The 18756-nt window shown below is 59.5% G+C and carries 18 protein-coding genes; 10 read left to right on the top strand and 8 right to left on the bottom strand.

Annotated features, from left to right (window positions below; translation table 11 throughout):
- Positions 1-214 precede the first annotated feature (214 nt).
- Positions 215-628, top strand: a complete 414-nt coding sequence (gene mscL / locus ACEN8Q_RS27075; protein WP_413424651.1) for a large-conductance mechanosensitive channel protein MscL — start codon at positions 215-217, stop codon at positions 626-628.
- 43 nt (positions 629-671) lie between these two features.
- Here the strand turns inward: mscL and ACEN8Q_RS27070 are convergent, their stop codons facing one another.
- Positions 672-1448, bottom strand: coding sequence for a ferredoxin--NADP reductase (locus tag ACEN8Q_RS27070; RefSeq protein ID WP_413424649.1), 777 nt, complete (start codon positions 1446-1448; stop codon positions 672-674).
- Between the two features lie 303 nt (positions 1449-1751).
- Between ACEN8Q_RS27070 and ACEN8Q_RS27065 the strand changes: the two genes are divergently transcribed.
- Together ACEN8Q_RS27065 and ACEN8Q_RS27060 are read left to right on the top strand one after the other, a co-directional pair.
- A complete protein-coding gene (locus ACEN8Q_RS27065) occupies positions 1752-2465 on the top strand; it encodes an autoinducer binding domain-containing protein (RefSeq protein WP_413703987.1) in 714 nt (237 codons plus the stop codon).
- A 172-nt stretch (positions 2466-2637) separates the two neighbouring features.
- Positions 2638-3762, top strand: coding sequence for a methyltransferase (locus ACEN8Q_RS27060; RefSeq protein WP_413424645.1), 1125 nt, complete (start codon positions 2638-2640; stop codon positions 3760-3762).
- A gap of 64 nt (positions 3763-3826) precedes the next feature.
- On the opposite strand, the gene ACEN8Q_RS27055 is transcribed toward ACEN8Q_RS27060, so the two are convergent.
- From ACEN8Q_RS27055 to ACEN8Q_RS27045, 3 genes are all read right to left on the bottom strand, one after another.
- Complete coding sequence (locus ACEN8Q_RS27055; RefSeq protein WP_413424643.1) at positions 3827-3994, bottom strand: DUF2474 domain-containing protein; 168 nt, start codon at positions 3992-3994, stop codon at positions 3827-3829.
- 62 nt (positions 3995-4056) lie between these two features.
- On the bottom strand, positions 4057-5064 hold the full coding sequence (cydB, locus tag ACEN8Q_RS27050) for a cytochrome d ubiquinol oxidase subunit II (RefSeq protein ID WP_413424641.1): 1008 nt from the start codon (positions 5062-5064) through the stop codon (positions 4057-4059).
- A 3-nt stretch (positions 5065-5067) separates the two neighbouring features.
- Positions 5068-6504 carry a cytochrome ubiquinol oxidase subunit I gene (locus ACEN8Q_RS27045; protein WP_110657142.1) on the bottom strand — a complete coding sequence of 479 codons (1437 nt, stop codon included), beginning with the start codon at positions 6502-6504 and terminating at the stop codon, positions 5068-5070.
- 499 nt (positions 6505-7003) lie between these two features.
- Here ACEN8Q_RS27045 and ACEN8Q_RS27040 point away from each other — a divergent pair, with 499 nt between their 5' ends.
- Positions 7004-8254 carry an MFS transporter gene (locus tag ACEN8Q_RS27040; protein WP_413424639.1) on the top strand — a complete coding sequence of 417 codons (1251 nt, stop codon included), beginning with the start codon at positions 7004-7006 and terminating at the stop codon, positions 8252-8254.
- 6 nt (positions 8255-8260) lie between these two features.
- Here the strand turns inward: ACEN8Q_RS27040 and ACEN8Q_RS27035 are convergent, their stop codons facing one another.
- Positions 8261-8812: a DJ-1 family glyoxalase III gene (locus tag ACEN8Q_RS27035; RefSeq protein ID WP_413424637.1), complete on the bottom strand. Its 552-nt coding sequence runs from the start codon at positions 8810-8812 to the stop codon at positions 8261-8263.
- Between the two features lie 71 nt (positions 8813-8883).
- Positions 8884-9330 (bottom strand): DUF4879 domain-containing protein, encoded by a 447-nt coding sequence (locus ACEN8Q_RS27030; RefSeq protein WP_413424635.1) that lies wholly within the window; start codon positions 9328-9330, stop codon positions 8884-8886.
- 223 nt (positions 9331-9553) lie between these two features.
- Between ACEN8Q_RS27030 and ACEN8Q_RS27025 the strand changes: the two genes are divergently transcribed.
- The 5 genes from ACEN8Q_RS27025 to ACEN8Q_RS27005 all read left to right on the top strand — a co-directional run bounded on the left by ACEN8Q_RS27025 (position 9554) and on the right by ACEN8Q_RS27005 (position 14391).
- The gene (locus tag ACEN8Q_RS27025) at positions 9554-10849 is read left to right on the top strand and encodes an NCS2 family permease (RefSeq protein WP_413703986.1); all 1296 of its coding nucleotides are present in this window, start codon (positions 9554-9556) and stop codon (positions 10847-10849) included.
- The gene (gene trmA / locus ACEN8Q_RS27020; RefSeq protein WP_413424633.1) at positions 10846-11925 is read left to right on the top strand and encodes a tRNA (uridine(54)-C5)-methyltransferase TrmA; all 1080 of its coding nucleotides are present in this window, start codon (positions 10846-10848) and stop codon (positions 11923-11925) included. The genes ACEN8Q_RS27025 and trmA overlap by 4 nt, the downstream gene beginning before the upstream one ends.
- 113 nt (positions 11926-12038) lie before the next feature.
- Positions 12039-12950 carry a LysR substrate-binding domain-containing protein gene (locus ACEN8Q_RS27015; protein ID WP_413424627.1) on the top strand — a complete coding sequence of 304 codons (912 nt, stop codon included), beginning with the start codon at positions 12039-12041 and terminating at the stop codon, positions 12948-12950.
- A 140-nt stretch (positions 12951-13090) separates the two neighbouring features.
- Positions 13091-13531: a type II 3-dehydroquinate dehydratase gene (gene aroQ, locus ACEN8Q_RS27010; RefSeq protein ID WP_008022574.1), complete on the top strand. Its 441-nt coding sequence runs from the start codon at positions 13091-13093 to the stop codon at positions 13529-13531.
- A 5-nt stretch (positions 13532-13536) separates the two neighbouring features.
- Complete coding sequence (locus tag ACEN8Q_RS27005) at positions 13537-14391, top strand: shikimate dehydrogenase (RefSeq protein ID WP_413703985.1); 855 nt, start codon at positions 13537-13539, stop codon at positions 14389-14391.
- A 56-nt stretch (positions 14392-14447) separates the two neighbouring features.
- Here ACEN8Q_RS27005 and ACEN8Q_RS27000 read toward each other — a convergent pair whose 3' ends face one another.
- Positions 14448-15125, bottom strand: coding sequence for a TetR family transcriptional regulator (locus ACEN8Q_RS27000; RefSeq protein WP_413424623.1), 678 nt, complete (start codon positions 15123-15125; stop codon positions 14448-14450).
- Between the two features lie 102 nt (positions 15126-15227).
- Positions 15228-17129, bottom strand: coding sequence for a 3-dehydroshikimate dehydratase QuiC (quiC, locus tag ACEN8Q_RS26995; RefSeq protein ID WP_413703984.1), 1902 nt, complete (start codon positions 17127-17129; stop codon positions 15228-15230).
- 268 nt (positions 17130-17397) lie between these two features.
- Between quiC and ACEN8Q_RS26990 the strand changes: the two genes are divergently transcribed.
- Positions 17398-18735, top strand: coding sequence for an MFS transporter (locus ACEN8Q_RS26990; RefSeq protein WP_413424619.1), 1338 nt, complete (start codon positions 17398-17400; stop codon positions 18733-18735).
- Positions 18736-18756: the final 21 nt, after the last annotated feature.

Here is an 18756-nt window from a genome sequence, read left to right as displayed (position 1 = left end):
TTCGCTGAAACAAACGACGCCCTGTCGTTGAGAAAAGTCGTATTCGAACTGCCTCAGAATGGCTGATCAGCCCACACATGAGATCGATCGGTGATTTTTTCAACACCGCCCGGGTCGATTGCTGGCAAGCACAACAGGCACTTGACTCGAGCAGGATGCGATTTGCTGATTTACACTGCGCTTATCAACCTCATCTGTAACAAGGAAATAACCTATGGGCGTGCTTAACGAGTTCAAGGCCTTCGCGGTCAAAGGCAACGTGGTCGACATGGCCGTCGGCATCATTATCGGTGCAGCCTTCGGCAAGATCGTTACGTCGTTTGTCGGTGACCTGGTCATGCCGCCAATCGGGATGCTGATCGGTGGCGTGGACTTCAGTGATCTGGCCATAACGCTCAAGGCAGCAGAAGGCGCAACTCCAGCGGTGGTGCTGGCGTATGGCAAATTCATCCAGACCATCATCGACTTCGTCATCGTCGCCTTTGCGATTTTCATGGGCGTCAAGGCCATCAACCGCCTGAAGCGCGAAGAGGCCGTGGCCCCTAGCCTGCCGCCGGTTCCCACCAAGGAAGAAGAATTGCTGGGCGAAATCCGCGACTTGCTCAAGGCCCAGAACAACCGGCCTTGACTTCATTAGCGAAAAAAAACGGCGCTTTGAGGCGCCGTTTTTCTTACCAGAAGTTTTCCACCGCCACCTGGCCGGGTCGCCGACTGAGGCTCAAGTGCATGTCCCGCTGTTTAAGCAGCTTGCGCGTGTCATCGATCATCTGCGGATTGCCGCACAGCATGACCCGTGAGTGCTCAGGCGTCAGCGCAACACCCGCGACACGCTCCAGCTCGCCGTTTTCAATCAACGTGGTGATACGCCCGTTCAATGCGCCAGGATGCTGCTCACGAGTGACCGTGGTGATGAACTGCAGTTTGTGTGTGTACTCCGCCAGATACTCACGTTGCGCCAACCCTGCGATCAGCTCCTGATAAGCCAGTTCCCGGGCTTCGCGAACGCTGTAGACCAGGATGATCCGCTCGAATCTCTCCCAGACTTCGAAGTCCTGGAGTATCGACAGGAACGGCGCCAGGCCCGTGCCTGTGGATAACAACCACAGATCGCGTCCATCGACAAAACGGTCCAGCGTCAGGTAGCCGAAAGCCTGGCGGTCGACCAGTAATGTATCGTCAACGCCCAGTCGGCACAGTTCGCTGGTGAACTCACCGCCCGGTACGACAATGGAAAAGAACTCGAGGAACTCGTCAAAGGGCGAGGACACCATGGAGTAGGCACGCCATACCGTGCTGCCATCAGCCTTGGTGACACCCAATCGGGCAAACTGCCCCGCCCGAAAACGAAACCCTGCATCCCGGGTGGCGCGCAGGGTAAACAGGTTCGGGGTCAACGGATGAACCTCGCGCAAGGTCTGACGCGTAAATTTTTCTTCACTGACGGACATGGAAGGCTCCAATCAAAAGACACCCCCAGTGTCCCGCAAAGAAAGCAGCGTAAACACCGACAGTTTGTAGTGACATTAATCTGCACCAGCGACTTGTTACAAAATATTACGCCCAACCATAGATATAAAATGACATATGGATTTTTTAACTCATCAATTGCCTAAGAACCTTAAATACACTTTTCCAACAGCCAAAAGAGCAAATTTGTTGCACCAGCACCGTAGGAACTGTCCTACACTCGTCACGTGCCGCATTTTGGATCCAATTCTTCACCCAAAAGACACACTTATGGAGATCATTCTATGGAGATCTGGAAAGAGTCACAGCTCAAGCAATTGGCGCATACGCAAGAGATCAATACGGCCTATCGAATCGCGCTCAATTTTGCCAAAAACCTTGGATATAAATTCTGTGGCTTTTCAATTACTTCAAACTCAGTCGGGATCGACGCCAGTACGGTGAACCTGAACAATTTCCCTCATGAGTGGAATACCCAATATGAAAAAAACCACGTCTCGCAAATAGATCCGGTAATGGCTCATTGCAATCATTCATTATTGCCTGTTCTCTGGAGCGAGGAGCTTTTTTCCAGGACACCATGGCTATGGCAGTTGTTGCAGCAACAAGGTTTGCAGCATGGCTGGTCCCAGGCGATCCACGATGAGGAAACAGGCCTGCGCAGTATTCTCAGCCTGGCCAGGAGCCATTGCCCGATTTCCGCTTTTGAGCTGTACGAGAATCTTGGGTTCTCAGTGTTCATCAGTCGCCATCTGCACGCTCTGGCGATCGCAATGCAACCGAAAAAACCGGCTCCCCCTCAGACTCCCCCCTTGTCACGGCGGGAACTTGAAGTGTTGAAACTGTCGGCCGATGGCAAGACGGCCTATGAAATTGCCAGGATCCTCAATTTGAGTGAGCGCACAGTCAACTTTCATGTACACAGGGCTATCGAGAAGCTTGGCGTCAACAACAAGATTGCGGCAGTCATCGCCGCAGCCCGGTCCGGAGCTATCTGAAACGCCCGACAGCAGGAAAACCTGCGGGTAATCCAGGCAAAAAAAACGTACCATTTGCGGTCCCTCCTGAGTGATAGCGTGTAGACCTTCACGGTGCAGTACACTCGGACGGCTCCGCCCGCTCCTACGCCTTAGGGTAGCGGGACATCAGTTGATTACCCAGAGCCCCCCCATGCCTTTGCTCGAAACACCCTTCGCCAGCCTCGACCTGATCCGCCAGCCCGAACAGCAGAACGAACCGCTGCAAGCTTTCGATGCGGCCGATGAATACCTGCTCAATCATCTGGCCGAACAGCAGCCGGCGTCAGACACCCGGGTATTGGTCCTCAATGACAGTTTCGGCGCGCTGGCGGCCAGCCTGGCGGGTAAGGTCCGGGTGGTCAGCAGCGGTGATTCGTTCCTGGCCTTCCAGGGCCTGGAAAAGAACCTGGTGCGTAACGGCCTGGCGTTTGATGCGGTACCGGGCGTCCCCGCCAGCGAGGCCCTTGTCGGGCCGTTCGACTGCGTGCTGATCCGTGTGCCGAAAACCCTGGCGCTGTTGGAGGAACAACTGATCCGCCTGCAGGACCAACTGGCGCCCGGCGCCCAAGTGGTTGCCGCGGCCATGATCAAACATCTGCCCCGGGCGGCGGGCGACTTGCTGGAGCGCTACATCGGCCCAGTGCAAGCCTCGTTGGCCGTGAAGAAAGCGCGGCTATTGATTGCCACTGCTCAAGACAAAGCACCAGCCGTGTCGCCTTACCCGACGCGATACAGACTCGACGAACCGGCTATCGAACTGCTCAACCACGCCAATGTGTTTTGCCGCGAAGGCCTGGACATTGGTACCCGGGCGTTTTTGCCACACCTGCCGAAAAACCTCGGCTCGGCGCGGGTCGCCGATCTCGGTTGCGGCAACGGCGTTCTGGCCATCGCCAGCGCCCTGCAAAACCCCGAGGCCCGCTACACACTGGTGGACGAATCTTTCATGGCCGTGCAATCGGCCTGCGAAAACTGGCGCGCAGCGTTGGGTGAACGGGAAGTGACCGTGCGTGCCGGCGATGGCCTGGCCGGCCAGGAGCCGCAATCGCTTGATGTCGTGCTGTGCAATCCACCGTTTCACCAACAACAAGTGGTCGGCGACTTCCTGGCCTGGCGGATGTTCCAGCAAGCGCGCGAAGCGTTGGTCGTGGGCGGCGCGCTTTACATCGTCGGCAATCGTCACCTGGGCTACCACAGCAAGCTGGCGCGATTGTTCCGTGGTGTCGAGCAAGTGGCAGCCAATCCGAAATTCGTGATCCTCAAGGCGCGTAAGTAACAGGCAAAAAAAACCCTCCGGTCGGAGGGTTATAAATCCGTGCCTTGAGGCTACGGGAGAGATGTCAGTGCGTGGTCAGGCCGGCCGCGTTCATGAACAGACGCATCAGGCTGGCGACGATGAACAAGGCGCCCACGCTGCCAGCCCAGATCAGGGCCAACCAGCCTAGCCGCTGCCACAGCGGCTTTTTTTCGGCTTCTTCAATGTCGTGCAGGGAATCTTTGCCGCTCATTGCTTTGATCCTCCTTCAGTGCGATGGCGCCGATTGCGGCACCATCGCAGGGTTCCATGGGGCTAGTGATAGCCGTCTTCATGGGTGACCTTGCCGCGGAACACGTAGTAGCTCCAGAAGGTGTAGCCCAGGATGAACGGGATGATGAACAGCGTGCCCACCAGCATGAAGCCCTGGCTTTGCGGTGGCGCGGCAGCATCCCAAATCGAGATCGACGGCGGGATGATGTTCGGCCACAGGCTGATGCCCAACCCGCTGTAACCGAGGAAGATCAGCACCAGGGTCAGCAGGAACGGCGTGTAGTGAGCGTTGCGGGCCACAGCGCGGATCAGGCCGTACATCGTCACCAGCACCAGAATCGGCACCGGCATGAACCAGAACAGATTCGGCATGGTGAACCAGCGTGCGGCGATTTCTGCGTGAGCCAACGGGGTCCAGATGCTGACGATGCCGATCACCGCCAGCAGCACGTAAGCCAATGGCCGAGCCAGGTCATGCATCTGTTCCTGCAACTTGCCTTCGGTCTTCATGATCAGCCAGGTGCAACCGAGCAACGCATAGGCCACCACCAGCGCCGCACCACAGAACATCGTGAACGGTGTCAGCCAGTCCAGTGAACCACCGGCGAACTGCCGGTTGACCACCGGCAGTCCATCGATGAACGCACCGAGCGCAACGCCCTGGAAGAACGTCGCAGTGATCGAGCCACCGATGAACGCCTTGTCCCACAGGTGACGCTTGTCATCCCTGGCCTTGAAGCGGAACTCGAAGGCCACACCGCGGAAGATCAACCCGATCAACATCAGGATCAGCGGCAGGTACAACGCCGAGAGCACCACCGAATAGGCCAGCGGAAACGCGCCGAACAACGCCGCGCCACCCAACACCAGCCAGGTCTCGTTGCCGTCCCAGACCGGGGCGACGGTGTTCATCATCACATCGCGATCCGTCTTGCCCGGAATGAACGGGAAGAGAATGCCGATGCCCAAGTCGAAACCGTCCATGACCACGTACATCATGATGCCGAAGATGATGATCACGGCCCAGATCAGCGGAAGATCAATACCCATGATTCAAATCTCCTTGGTCAGGCTGTGGCCGGCATCGGCGTGATCGTCGTCGGCTGCGGACAACGGACGGGCCGGTGTGCGTTTCTGGCCGGGGCCGCCGTCGTTGGTTTCCTTGCCCTCGTCGATCTTCGGTCCCTTGCGCACCAGGCGCATCATGTAGCCAAGACCGGCGCCAAACAGCGCGAAATAAACCACGACAAACAGGATCAGGGTGATGCTCATCTGCATGAAGCTATGGTTGGACGACGCATCCGCCGTACGCATCAGGCCGTAGACCACCCACGGCTGACGGCCGATTTCCGTGGTGAACCAGCCGGCGAGGATCGCGATCAGGCCTGACGGCCCCATCCACAACGCCAGGTACAGGAACGGCCGCGAGGTATAGAGGGTGTCACGCTTGCGCAGCCACAGGCTCCACAACCCTGTGAAGATCATCAGGAAGCCCAGGCCCACCATGATCCGGAACGACCAGAACACAATGGTCGAGTTTGGCCGGTCTTCAGGCGGGAACTCCTTGAGGGCCGGCACCTGTTTATCCAGGGAATGCGTGAGGATCAGGCTGCCAAGATACGGAATCTCAACGGCGAACTTGGTCTTCTCCTCTTTCATGTCCGGCCAGCCGAACAGAATCAACGGAGTCGCCTCATTGCCTTTGTTTTCCCAGTGCCCCTCGATCGCGGCGATTTTCGCCGGCTGATGCTCAAGCGTGTTGAGGCCGTGGAAGTCGCCAATGACCGCCTGGATCGGCGCCACGATCAACGCCATCCACATGGCCATCGAGAGCATTTTGCGGATCGCAGGGTTGTCCTTGCCGCGCAGCAAATGCCAGGCCGCGGAGGAACCGACGAAGAAGGCCGTGGCTACGAACGCCGCCGTGGCCATGTGCATCAGGCGATAGGGGAACGAGGGGTTGAAGATAATGGCCAGCCAGTCGGTGGGGATGACCTGACCGTTGACGATCTCGAAGCCCTGCGGGGTCTGCATCCAGCTGTTGGAGGCGAGAATCCAGAAGGTCGAGATCAGCGTACCGATAGCGACCATCACGGTGGCGAAGAAGTGCAGGCCACGCCCGACCTTGTTCCAGCCAAACAGCATGACGCCGAGGAACCCGGCCTCGAGGAAGAATGCCGTGAGCACTTCATAGGTCAGCAACGGCCCGGTCACGGAACCGGCGAAGTCCGAGAAGCGGCTCCAGTTGGTGCCGAACTGATAGGCCATTACCAGGCCGGAAACCACCCCCATGCCGAAGTTGACGGCAAAGATCTTCGACCAGAAATGGTAGAGGTCACGGTAGGTGTCGTTATGGGTTTTCAGCCAGAGGCCTTCGAGTACCGCCAGGTAACTCGCCAGGCCGATGGTGATGGCCGGAAACAGGATGTGGAACGAGATGGTGAACGCGAACTGGATTCGGGCGAGATCAAGTGCCTCTAAACCGAACATAAGTCTTCCTCTGTCAGGTAGTACGGCTGCCGGCTGGAAGCCTGCACCCACGGCCCCCACGGGTATGGAGTGTGGCGAATCCCTTTTTGTTCTTTTTCTGCACGCATCACAACGCAGGGAGTCTGGCCTTGCGGCCGCCGGATCAATTCCTTTTGCGGGTTTTGATCTGGATCAATCAACGTTGAAAGAGTAGTCCCATTTTCGGGCATGAACCGCGTGGTCTTTTGCCGCGTGACAAGTTGCCTCACGGCCTTGGTCACAAGCTGAAATACATTTCCTGTGGGAGCGGACTTGCTCCGGGCGGCGTTCCGACGAAGGCGGAGTGTCAGTCGACTTCAATGCCGGATGTGCCGTCCTCTTCGCGAGCAAGCCCGCTCCCACAGGGATTGGTAGTGCTACTGAATTCGATGTCTGGCTAACTAAATTTTTTGTCATGGCAACTTCCTGTTACAGGTTGATGCTAATCTCGCCGTTCCCCTCTCCCCAGATTTTCCCGCAGATGCCCAGCCAAGAGCCCTTGCTGTTACGTCACCATCGCCCTTTTCTCGCGTTCTGGCTGGCCCGGATTTTCACCGCCAGCGGCTTCCAGATGCTCACCGTGGCCATCGGCTGGAACCTGTATCAATTGACCGGCAACGTGCTTGACCTGGGCCTGGTCGGCCTGGTCGAGTTCGCCCCGCGCGTGCTGTTCATGCTGCACACCGGGCACGTCGCCGACCGCTATGACCGGCGTAAGGTCGCGGCAATCTGCCAGTCCTTGCAGGCACTGATCGCCCTGTCGCTGGCCATCGGCAGCGCGACCGACCATGTCACCCGGGAAATGATCTTTATCCTGGCCTTCCTGCTCGGCGGCGCTCGCTCCTTTGAAATGCCGACCACCCAGGCCCTGCTACCAAGCATCGTGCCCAGCGCACTGTTTCCCCGTGCGGTGGCCGCCGCGCAATCGGCCCAGCAATCGGCAACCATCGTCGCCCCGGCCCTCGGCGGCTTGCTCTATGCCTTCGGCAGCGTCTGGGTGTATGGTCCGACGGTGCTGCTGTATGTCATCGCCTGTTCGCTGATGCTCAACCTGCCAGCCCGGCAAACCCCGCTGAACAAGGGCAAGGCCACTCTGGATTCACTGCTGGCGGGCATTCGCTTTATCCGCAGTCGTCCGGACATTCTCGGGGCGATCTCCCTCGATCTGTTCGCGGTGCTATTGGGCGGCGCGACGGCGCTACTGCCGGTGTTCGCCAAGGACATCCTGCTAACCGGCCCGTGGGGCCTGGGCTTGTTGCGCTCGGCACCGGCAGTGGGTGCGCTGCTGATGTCGCTGTTGCTTGCGCGGTTTGCCGTGGAACGCAATGTCGGACGGGTGATGTTTACCGCCGTGGGCATCTTCGGCGTGGCAACCATCGCCTTCGGCCTGTCGACCTCGTTCTGGTTTTCCCTGGCGGTGTTGGTGGTGTTGGGCGCGGCAGACATGATCAGCATGGTGATCCGCGCCTCGTTCGTTCAACTGGAAACCCCGGACGAAATGCGCGGCCGGGTCAGCGCCGTGAACGGTCTGTTCATCGGTGCTTCGAACCAGCTGGGAGAATTCGAATCAGGCCTGACCGCCCACTGGTTCGGTACCGTGCCAGCCGTGGTCATGGGCGGGATCGGCACACTTGTGGTGACCGGGGTGTGGGTCAAACTGTTCCCGACACTGGCCAGCCGCGATCGCATGCACGTGGCTAAAGATGAAGAGAAGGAAGAAGCGAAAGCCTGAAGTTATCTAAACCAACAACTCCCCCGCCACCGCCGTGCGTGTGGCGTTTCCGCAGAGTTGTTCCACCAGCGCCAGGGCAAATGCCAATGCGGCAGCCGAGCCTTGGGCGGTGATGCAATTGCCGTCGACCACCACTGGCTGATCGACGAAGGTGCAGCCCGACAGTTGATGGCTGGCCGAGGGCAGGCAAGTCATGCGTCGCTGACGCAATACGCCATAGGCCTGCAGCGCCACGGCAGGCGCTTCGGCGATGCCGGCGAACAGGCGACCGGCTGCCGCCTGATCCTTGATCAATTGTTGCAGGGGGTGGTGTGCTGCCAGGTGCTGCGAACCCACCGCACCACCCGGCAAGGCGATCAGGTCGAAGGGCTGCGCCAGCAAGTCCACCAGCATCGCATCGGACGTCAGGCGTGTACCGCGGGCGCAGGTGAGCATGCGCCGCCCTTCGATACTGGCCACCACCACTTCTACTTTGGCGCGGCGCAGTACGTCGATCAGGGTCACGGTTTGCAGGTCGTCGGTGCCCTCGGCAAGGGCAATCAAGGCTCTAAAGGTCATCGGGCACTGTCCACGGAATGATCTTGTAAGCGTAGTCAGCTTTCCTGACCCTTGTTCGATACGTGAGTTGGTTACTGGATATAAAGCTGCGTCGACATCGTGTTGCCGGGGGCGTTGATCGAAGTATTGCTGAAGGTCAGCGTGCCTTCCTGCTTGCCCGCCAGATCGAGGGCATACAGATAGCCAACGGTTTTTTCCCCGGGGGTGCAACTGGTCAGGTTGCCGTTCTTGAACGCGCAGACCGGTGTGCGGGTGCCATTCACTTCGAAACCGTCCAGGGCGACATGGGCCTCGCGTCCATAACCCACTTCCAGCACGTACACCGTGATGTTCGGGCCATTGTGATCGCAGCGGGTCCGGGTTTGCCCTTCGTCGATGTTCTCGACTCCACAGGAAGGCGACGCGACTTTGAGTACTTTCAATTGCGTCAGCGGCGGAGCTGAGGCCGCCACGGCCGTTTGCGCCCCGAGAAACAACGCCATCCATACTCCGAAGGCGGCAACCAGACGCTTTTTCATGCAGGACCCATCCACCCCAAAAAACCAGCGCGCAGTATGGCGCACTTGGCTTTGTCGCAAAACATCGACGACGATCACCGCCATAAGCAGCCATATTCCCAAGCTACTGGTATGATGCGCGGCTTTTTCCGGCCCACAGTAATTTCCAGGCGCGTTCTGCTGCCTGTGCTTTGCTGTTGAGGTCGATACATTCACGGCGCCCGGCGCGCCACGGGGAGCAGACATGCTGGAAAGGCTGTTTCAACTCAAGGCACACAACACCAACGTGCGGACCGAGACTCTGGCGGGCGTCACGACCTTTTTGGCCATGGCCTACATTCTGTTCGTCAACCCGAGCATCCTCGGCGAGACCGGCATGGACAAGGGCGCGGTGTTTGTCGCCACCTGCCTGGCAGCTGCCATCGGCTCGACGACCATGGGCCTGATCGCCAACTACCCGATCGCCCTCGCACCGGGCATGGGCCTGAACGCCTTCTTTACCTACACCGTGGTCCTGCACATGGGCCATACCTGGCAAGTGGCACTGGGCGCGGTGTTCATCTCGGCGGTGTGTTTCTTCCTGCTGTCGATCTTCCGCATCCGTGAATGGATCATCAACAGCATCCCGCTACCGTTGCGCTCGGCGATTGCTGCCGGCATCGGCCTGTTCCTGGCGCTGATCGCCCTGCACAACGCCGGTATCGTGGTCAGCAACCCGGCGACAATGGTCGGCCTCGGTGACCTGAAACAACCGGCGCCGATCCTCGCCACCCTCGGGTTTGCCCTGATCGTCGCGCTTGAAGCCCTTGCCGTGCGCGGTGCGGTGCTGATCGGCATTCTGGTGGTGACCATCGTTTCGATCGTGATGGGCTTCACCCCGTTCGGCGGCGTGATGTCGATGCCACCGTCGCTGGCCCCGACCTTCCTGCAACTGGACATCAAGGGCGCACTGGACATCGGTCTGGTCAGCGTGATTTTTGCGTTCCTGTTCGTCGACCTGTTCGATAACTCCGGTACTTTGATCGGTGTGGCCAAGCGTGCCGGTTTGATGCGCAAAGACGGTCACATGCCAAAAATGGGCCGCGCCCTGATCGCCGACAGCACCGCGGCCATGGCCGGATCGCTGCTGGGTACCTCGACCACCACCAGCTACATCGAATCCGCCGCCGGTGTGAGTGCCGGTGGCCGCACTGGCCTGACCGCCATCGTGGTGGCGATCCTGTTCCTGCTGGCGCTGTTCTTCTCGCCACTGGCCGCCAGCGTTCCAGCCTTCGCCACCGCACCGGCGCTGCTGTTCGTCGCCGTGCTGATGACATCCGGCCTGGCCGAAATAGACTGGGACGACATCACCGTTGCTGCGCCGGTCGTAATCACCGCGCTGGCGATGCCGTTCACTTACTCCATCGCCAATGGCATCGCCTTCGGTTTCATTTCCTGGACCGCCATCAAGCTGATGTCCGGTCGTGGCCGTGAGCTGAACCCGGCGCTGGTGATCCTGTCGATTCTGTTCGTGATCAAGCTGGGTTGGTTCAACGCATGACTTTTGATTCCCAGGCCTATGCCGTTCAGCTCGAAGAAAAGGTCACGCGCTTGCGTGACCTGCTGGCCCCGTTCGATGCACCCGAGCCAGCCGTTTTCGACTCGCCGCTGAAAAACTTCCGCCTGCGCGCCGAGTTCCGCCTGTGGCGCGAGGCCGGCGAGCGTCATTACGCGATGTTTTCCCAGGAAGACAAACGCACGCCAATCCTGATCGAAGAGTTCCCGATCGCCAGCCTGCGCATCAACCAGTTGATGCCGCAACTCAAGGCCGCATGGCAAGCCAGCGCGGCCCTGAGCCACAAGCTGTTCCAGGTGGAGTTCCTGACCACACTGGCCGGCGACGCGATGATCACCCTGTGCTATCACCGCCCGCTGGACGAGCACTGGCACACGGCGGCTTCGAAACTGGCCGCGGACCTGAACGTCAGCATCATCGGCCGCTCCAAGGGCAAGCGCGAAGTGATCGGCCACGATTACGTGGTCGAGCAACTGGACGTCGGCGGCCGCACCTTCAGTTTCCGCCAGCCAGAGGGCGCTTTCACCCAGCCCAACGGTACGGTGAACCAGAAGATGCTCAACTGGGCATACGATGCGCTTGGCGATCGCTCCGATGATTTGCTGGAGCTGTATTGCGGCAACGGCAACTTCACCCTGCCGCTCGCCACCCGCGTGCGCAAAGTGCTGGCCACCGAAATCAGCAAGACCTCGGTCAACGCGGCACTGAGCAATCTCAGCGAAAACTCGGTGGATAACGTCACCCTGGTGCGTTTGTCCGCCGAAGAACTGACCGAAGCCCTGAACGAAGTGCGCCCGTTTCGCCGCCTGCACGGCATCGACCTCAAGAGCTACGAGTTCGGCAGCGTGTTCGTCGACCCGCCCCGCGCCGGCATGGACCCGGACACCTGCGAGCTGACCCGGCGTTTCGACAACATTCTGTACATCTCCTGCAACCCGCAGACCCTGGCAGCCAACATCGCCCAACTGCACGACACCCACCGCATCACCCGATGCGCAATGTTCGACCAGTTCCCGTGGACCCATCACATGGAATCCGGGGTGATGCTGACCCGGCGTTGATTGCAAGCGCACCCACAAATAAGCCGTCCTCGTGACGGCTTTTTTGTATTCGTATCCGGGGGTCTGATAAATACTGGGCACCTGTACTCATTTGATCCCCGGTGTAATCAATCATGCAGCGACAATTCGACGATCTTCAGTTGGGCAGCATTGAACTGTTTTGCCTGGCCGCCGAGGCCGGCAGTTTTACTGCCGCGGCGCTGGTGGCAGGTGTCACGCCCGCTGCCGTGAGCCGTTCGGTGTCGCGCATGGAAGAACGCCTGGGCGTGCGCCTGTTCGCGCGCACCACACGTAGCGTGAAGCTGAGCGACAGCGGTCGCCGCTATTACGAGGAGTGCCGTCAGGCCCTGGCACAACTGGTCGAGGCCCAGCGTGAGGTGATGGGTCAGCAGCAAGTGCCGTCCGGTACTTTGCGCATCAGTATTCCGACCACCTACGCGCATCATCGAATCCTGCCGCTGCTGCCCGAGTTTCGCGCGCGTTATCCGGCGGTGAAGGTCGAGTCGCACATCAGCAATCGCAACATCGATTTCGTCGGCGAAGGCTACGACATGGCGATTCGTGTGCGAGCCATCCCGGATTCTGGCCTGATCGCCCGACAGTTGGAAGATGCCGCCCTGGTGATGATCGCCAGCCCTGATTACCTGAAACGGGCCGGCACTCCACAAACCCTCGACGACCTCGAAAACCACGAATGCATCCAGTACGAACTGCCCAGCAGCGGCCGACGCATTGCCTGGCTGTTCAACGATGAAGGCGTGCCCCGGGAGATTCTGGCCGAGGGCAACCTCAGTTGCTCCGACGATGTGCTGGGCGGTGTGACCCTGGCCAAACACGGGGCGGGGTTGTTTCAGACCTATCGTTTTATCGTTGAAAAGGAACTGGCCGACGGCTCGCTGGTGGAAGTGCTCAAGCCGTATGGCGGACGCTCGCGGCCATTCACTTTGCTTTACCCGCAAAGTCGTCATGTACCGCTGCGCTTGAGGGCGTTCATTGATTTTCTGGTGGAGCATCTGCCACGCTGAACAGCGAAAGTGTCCGATCATCGCCCACAAACCGTCAGCGTGCCTTCTCTGCAATTGACCGAATTAACTAGTTAGTACAATTTATCTCCACAGGCCGAAAACCTCGGTCGATTCCAAAAATAATAAGTGGAGAGATTCCGATGTCCCCTATCGTTCTGGTGCTCAACGGCCCGAACCTGAACCTGCTCGGCACCCGTGAACCGGCGACTTACGGCCACGAAACCCTGGCAGACATTTCGGCCCTGTGCGGGCGCGCCGCCGAGGAGTTCGGCCTGGCAGTGGAGTTTCGCCAGACCAACCATGAAGGCGAACTGCTCGACTGGATTCACGCGGCCCGCGGTCGCTGCGCCGGGATCGTCATCAATCCTGCCGCATGGACCCACACCTCGGTCGCCATCCGCGATGCCCTGGTCGCCAGTGAACTGCCAGTCATCGAAGTCCACCTGTCCAACGTGCACGCCCGCGAGCCCTTTCGCCACCACTCGTTCGTATCCGCCATTGCGACGGCGGTGATGGCCGGTTTTGGCAGTCACGGCTATCGCCTGGCGCTGGAACACTTCAGTCATCGTTTGAAGGGGTGATCGCCGTGACTCAGAACAACGTGGTACTGGCCGGGCTGATCGGCGCCGGCATCCAGGCTTCCCGCACACCGGCCTTGCACGAGCATGAAGGCGATGCCCAGGGAATGCGTTACCTCTATCGCTTGATTGACCTCGACTCGTTGAAACTCGACAGCAACGCCCTGCCCGACTTGCTGATGGCTGCCGAGCGCATGAACTTCACCGGCCTGAACATCACGTTTCCGTGCAAGCAGGCAATCATCCCGTTGCTCGACGAATTGTCACCGGAGGCCCGCAGCATCGGTGCGGTGAACACCGTAGTGCTGAAGGGTGGCAAACGCATCGGCCACAACACCGATTGCCTGGGGTTCGCCGAAGGGTTTCGCCGAGGCTTGAAGGACGTTGCCGTTGAACGTGTCGTGCAGATGGGCGCTGGCGGCGCAGGGGCAGCGGTGGCCCACGCCTTGTTGAGCGAAGGCGTACAACGGCTGAGCATTTTTGACGTGGACATCCGCCGCGCCCAGGATCTGGCCGACAACCTCAATCAGCATTTCGGCCTCGGTCGGGCGATCGCCGGGCAGGACCTGCCGAGCGCCTTGGCCCAGGCTGACGGCCTGGTCAACACCACGCCCATGGGCATGAAAAAACTGCCGGGCATGCCGGTGCCGGTCGAGTTGCTTCGAGCCGAATTATGGGTGGCGGAAATCGTTTACTTCCCGCTGGAAACCGAACTGCTGCGCAACGCCCGCGCCCTCGGTTGCCGAACGCTGGATGGCGGCAACATGGCAGTGTTTCAGGCGGTGAAGGCGTTCGAGTTGTTCAGCGGCGTGGTGCCGGATGCCCAGCGAATGCTGACGCATTTTCAAAGTATGAATGTTTGACGCGACTTGCAGGAGTCAGCTTGCCGGCTCCTGCAAAGCCGATTCACACAGCTCAATCACGCCTGCAGGTAGCGCAGAACCGACTCGCAAATCATCTCCCGATGACGCTGCTTGATGCGTTCGTCCGGCAGGTCGATCTGAAAAATCTCACCAAAGGTGTGGCGGTTCGAGACGCGATAGAAGCAGAACGAACTGATCAGCAGGTGCACATCCAGTGGGTCAAGACCGGCACGGAACAGCCCTTGCTCGGCGCCGCGACGCAGAATCTCCCCCAGTGAATCGAGGATAGTGTTGTTCATCGCCTTGATCGCATCGGAGCGCTTCACATACTCGGCGTTGTGAATGTTCTCGATGCTGACGATGCGCACGAAATCGACGTTGCGGTCATGGTGATCGAAGGTGAACTCCACCAGCCGCCGAATCGCCTCGACCGGCGCCAGCTCCGCCAGATGCAGGCGATTTTCGGTGCTGCGGATATCGCCGTAGAGTTTCTCCAGCACCTCGACGTAGAGCTGTTCCTTACTGCCGAAGTAGTAATAGATCATGCGCTTGGAGGTGTGGATGCGCTCGGCGATGGCATCGACGCGAGCACCGGAAAGCCCCTGCTGGACGAATTCGACTATCGCCTCCTGCAGGATGTTTTCGCGGGTCTTTTCCGGGTTGTTCTTGCGACTCTTGCGCGGCTCGGCACCTGGTTCTACGGAGGCTGCGGGGAGTTCTGAATTCATTGTCATTGCGGGCTCACGGCCATCACTGCACAGGCTGGCGATTATGGGCCGCGCGACACGGTGAAGGAAGCCGCACAGCCCACGTTTAATCCCGCGTTTACGAAATTCCTACAACTTCGCCTGACGTAATGCGCCGCTACGGGATTTGGCCATGGCCGCCAGCCGCACCGCGACGTTGGCCGCGCCGTAGCCGGCATAACCGTTTTTACGCTGGATGATTTCGAAGAAGAATCGTCCCTCGAACGGCTCGGTGTACACATGAAACAGTTCACCGCCCTGGGCGTCGCGGTCGTACAACACGTTGTAGTAGGCCAGTTCGCTGAGGAACTCGTCGTCGAAGTCGAACCGCGCCGCCAGGTCATCGTAGTAGTTGAGCGGGATATCCAGCAGCGGCACGCCCGCCTCTTTTGCACGGCTGACCTGGGCAAAGATGTCATCACAATCAAACGCGATGTGATGCACACCGGAGCCGCGATAACTCGACAGCGCGTGTGAGATCGCGGTGTTGCGGTTTTCGGAAATGTTCAGCGGCAGGCGGATCGAGCTGTCGCGGCTGCGCAAGGCACGGCTCTTCACCAGACCATAAGGATCCGGCAGCACGACTTCATCGTCCGCCTCGAAATCCAGCAGGCTCTTGTAGAACAGCACCCAGCTGTCGAGGCTGTCGGCCGGCAGCGCCATCGCCATGTGGTCGATGCGTTTCAGACCGCCGTTGACCGGCGCTTGCGGATAAAGATTGAAGTCAGTGCCATAGACATCGGCGTGCTGATCCACCAGATAGATCAGGCTGCCATCCGGCGCACGCACCGCCGCCAGCTCCAATTCGTTGGGGCCGACCAGCCCGCGATAGGGCTGGCCCTTGTAGGCCACGGCACGGGCCAATGCGCTCGCGCTGTCCTTGACCCGCACCGCGGTCGCGCACAACGAAGGGCCGTGGGCTTCGAAAAAGCTGTGGCCGAAGGAGTAAGGCTCCGAGTTCAGGATCAGGTTGATATCACCCTGGCGCAACAGGCTGACGCTCTTGGAACGATGCTGCCCGGCCTTGACGAACCCCAGTCGCTCCAGCCAATGGGAGAGCTTGGCGCCGAGGCTTTCGTCCACGGCGAATTCGAGAAACTCGATGCCGTTGTACTCGCTGGCCTTGGGGGTTTCGAACAGAATCCCGGGGTTGGCCGCAGGCGTGGCTTGCTGCGCCAGACGCTCGCGGGTTTTCTCTTCCAGGTACAACAACGAGCGCAAACCGTCGGCGGCGTTGGCTCGTGGCGGTGCGGCGCGGAAGCCATCGTTGAAGATTTCCAGCGACAATGGCCCGGTGTACCCGCTCTTGATGATTGGCGCGAGGAACCCCGGCAAGTCGAATTCACCCTGGCCCGGGAAGCAGCGAAAATGCCGGCTCCACTCCAGCACGTCCATGGCCAGGATCGGCGCATCGGCCATTTGCACAAAGAAGATCTTGTCGCCGGGGATCTCGGCGATAGCACTGGGATCGCCCTTGAGCGACAACGTGTGAAAGCTGTCCAGCAACACGCCAAGGCTTGGGTGATCGGCCTGACGCACGATATTCCACACCTGTTGATACGTGTTCACATGTCGACCCCAGGCCAGCGCTTCATAACCGATGCGCAGGCCGCGTGCCCCGGCACGCTCGGCCAGCAGCCGCAAATCGTCGACCAGAATCTGTTCATCACCGATGGACTCGGCCGAGGCGTTACTGCACACAAGTACCAGGTCGGTGCCCAGCTCCTGCATCAGGTCGAACTTGCGCTCGGCGCGTTCCAGGTTGCGCGACAACCGATCACGCCGACAGCCTTCGAAATCACGGAACGGTTGAAACAGGGTGATGGCGATCCCGAGATCGGCACACATCTGTTTAATTTCCCGTGGACTGCCGTCGTAGTAGAGAAGGTCGTTCTCGAAAATCTCGACACCGTCGAACCCGGCGGCGGCAATGGCTTCGAGTTTTTCCGGCAGGGTACCGCTCAAGGATACGGTGGCAATGGAACGCTGCATATTTCGGCTCCCGGTGGAGGCTTCGGCTACAGGGAATTTGCGCCGCTTTTAAAAGAGTGAGGGAATTATTGAGCTGGCCCATGTATTGAGCAATGCAAAGTGTACTATCCGGTTAGTTTTGTGTTCGATTATCGAACAAAATGGTAGTTGGCGAATTGACGATTTTTTGTCCAATGCCCAACATCGTCCTCACATTAAGTCCGGACACGCAGCACCGGCCGCGATGTCCAGAACACCAAATAACAAATTCAAAAAACGGGTGGTACACATGATTCCTTCCCAAAGCTCACGCATGGCTCCGGCCATGAACGTCACTGCCGGTGGCATCGGCGACAAAATCCGCGGCGCCATGGCGGTCGGCAAAACCCGCTGGGGCATGCTGGCGCTGGTGTTTTTCGCCACCACCCTGAACTACATCGACCGCGCCGCACTGGGCGTGATGCAGCCCATCCTGGCCAAGGAAATGAGCTGGACGGCGATGGATTACGCCAACATCAACTTCTGGTTCCAGGTGGGTTACGCCATCGGCTTCGTGCTACAGGGCCGGTTGATCGACCGGGTCGGTGTGAAACGCGTGTTCTTCTGCGCCGTGCTGCTCTGGAGCCTGGCGACCGGGGCTCATGGCCTGGCCACTTCGGCGGCCGGCTTTATGGTCTGCCGCTTCATCCTCGGCCTGACCGAAGCCGCCAACTACCCGGCCTGCGTGAAAACCACCCGCCTGTGGTTCCCGGCCGGCGAGCGCGCCGTGGCCACAGGGATTTTCAACGCCGGGACCAACGTCGGTGCGATGTTCACTCCGATGCTGCTGCCGCTGATCCTCCACGCCTGGGGCTGGCAGGCCGCGTTCCTGTGCATGTCGGCACTGGGCGGGATCTGGCTGCTGTTCTGGGGCTTGAAGTACTTCAACCCGGAAGAGCATCCGAGCGTCAAACAATCGGAGCTGGACTACATCCAGAAAGAAGTCGAGCCGGAACAAGCCCGCGTGCCGTTCTCGAAAATCCTGCGCATGCGCGGCACCTGGGCCTTCGCCCTCGCCTACTCGATCACCGCGCCAGTGTTCTGGTTCTACCTGTACTGGCTGCCGCCGTTCCTCAATCAGCAATACAACCTGGGCATCAACGTGACCCAGATGGGCATTCCGCTGATCATCATCTACCTCACTGCCGACTTCGGCAGCGTTGGCGGCGGCATCCTCTCCTCGTTCCTGATCGGTCGCGGGGTCAACCCGATCAAGGCGCGGCTGATGTCGATGCTGCTGTTCGCCTGCTGCATCATTGGCGTGATCATGGCCGCCGGCTCCAGCAATCTGTGGGTCGCCGTATTCGCCATCTCCCTGGCCATCGGCGCACACCAGGCCTGGACCGCAAACATCTGGAGCCTGGTGATGGACTACACGCCCAAGCACATGATGAGCACGGTATTCGGCTTCGGCGGCATGTGTGCGGCGATTGGCGGGATGTTCATGACCCAGTTGGTCGGCCATATCCTGACCGTCACCAACAACAATTACACCGTGCTGTTCACCCTGATCCCGGCGATGTACTTCATCGCGCTGACCTGGATGTACTTCATGGCACCGCGCAAGATTCCGCAAGTAGAAGGCTGACGTTCCCTCGGCGCAGGCCCG

It is taken from the genome of Pseudomonas sp. Pseusp16, assembly GCF_047324915.1.
Lineage (GTDB): Bacteria > Pseudomonadota > Gammaproteobacteria > Pseudomonadales > Pseudomonadaceae > Aquipseudomonas > Aquipseudomonas fluorescens_CD.
Note: the sequence above shows the minus strand (reverse complement) of the source record. Positions and strands in the feature narration are given on the sequence as shown.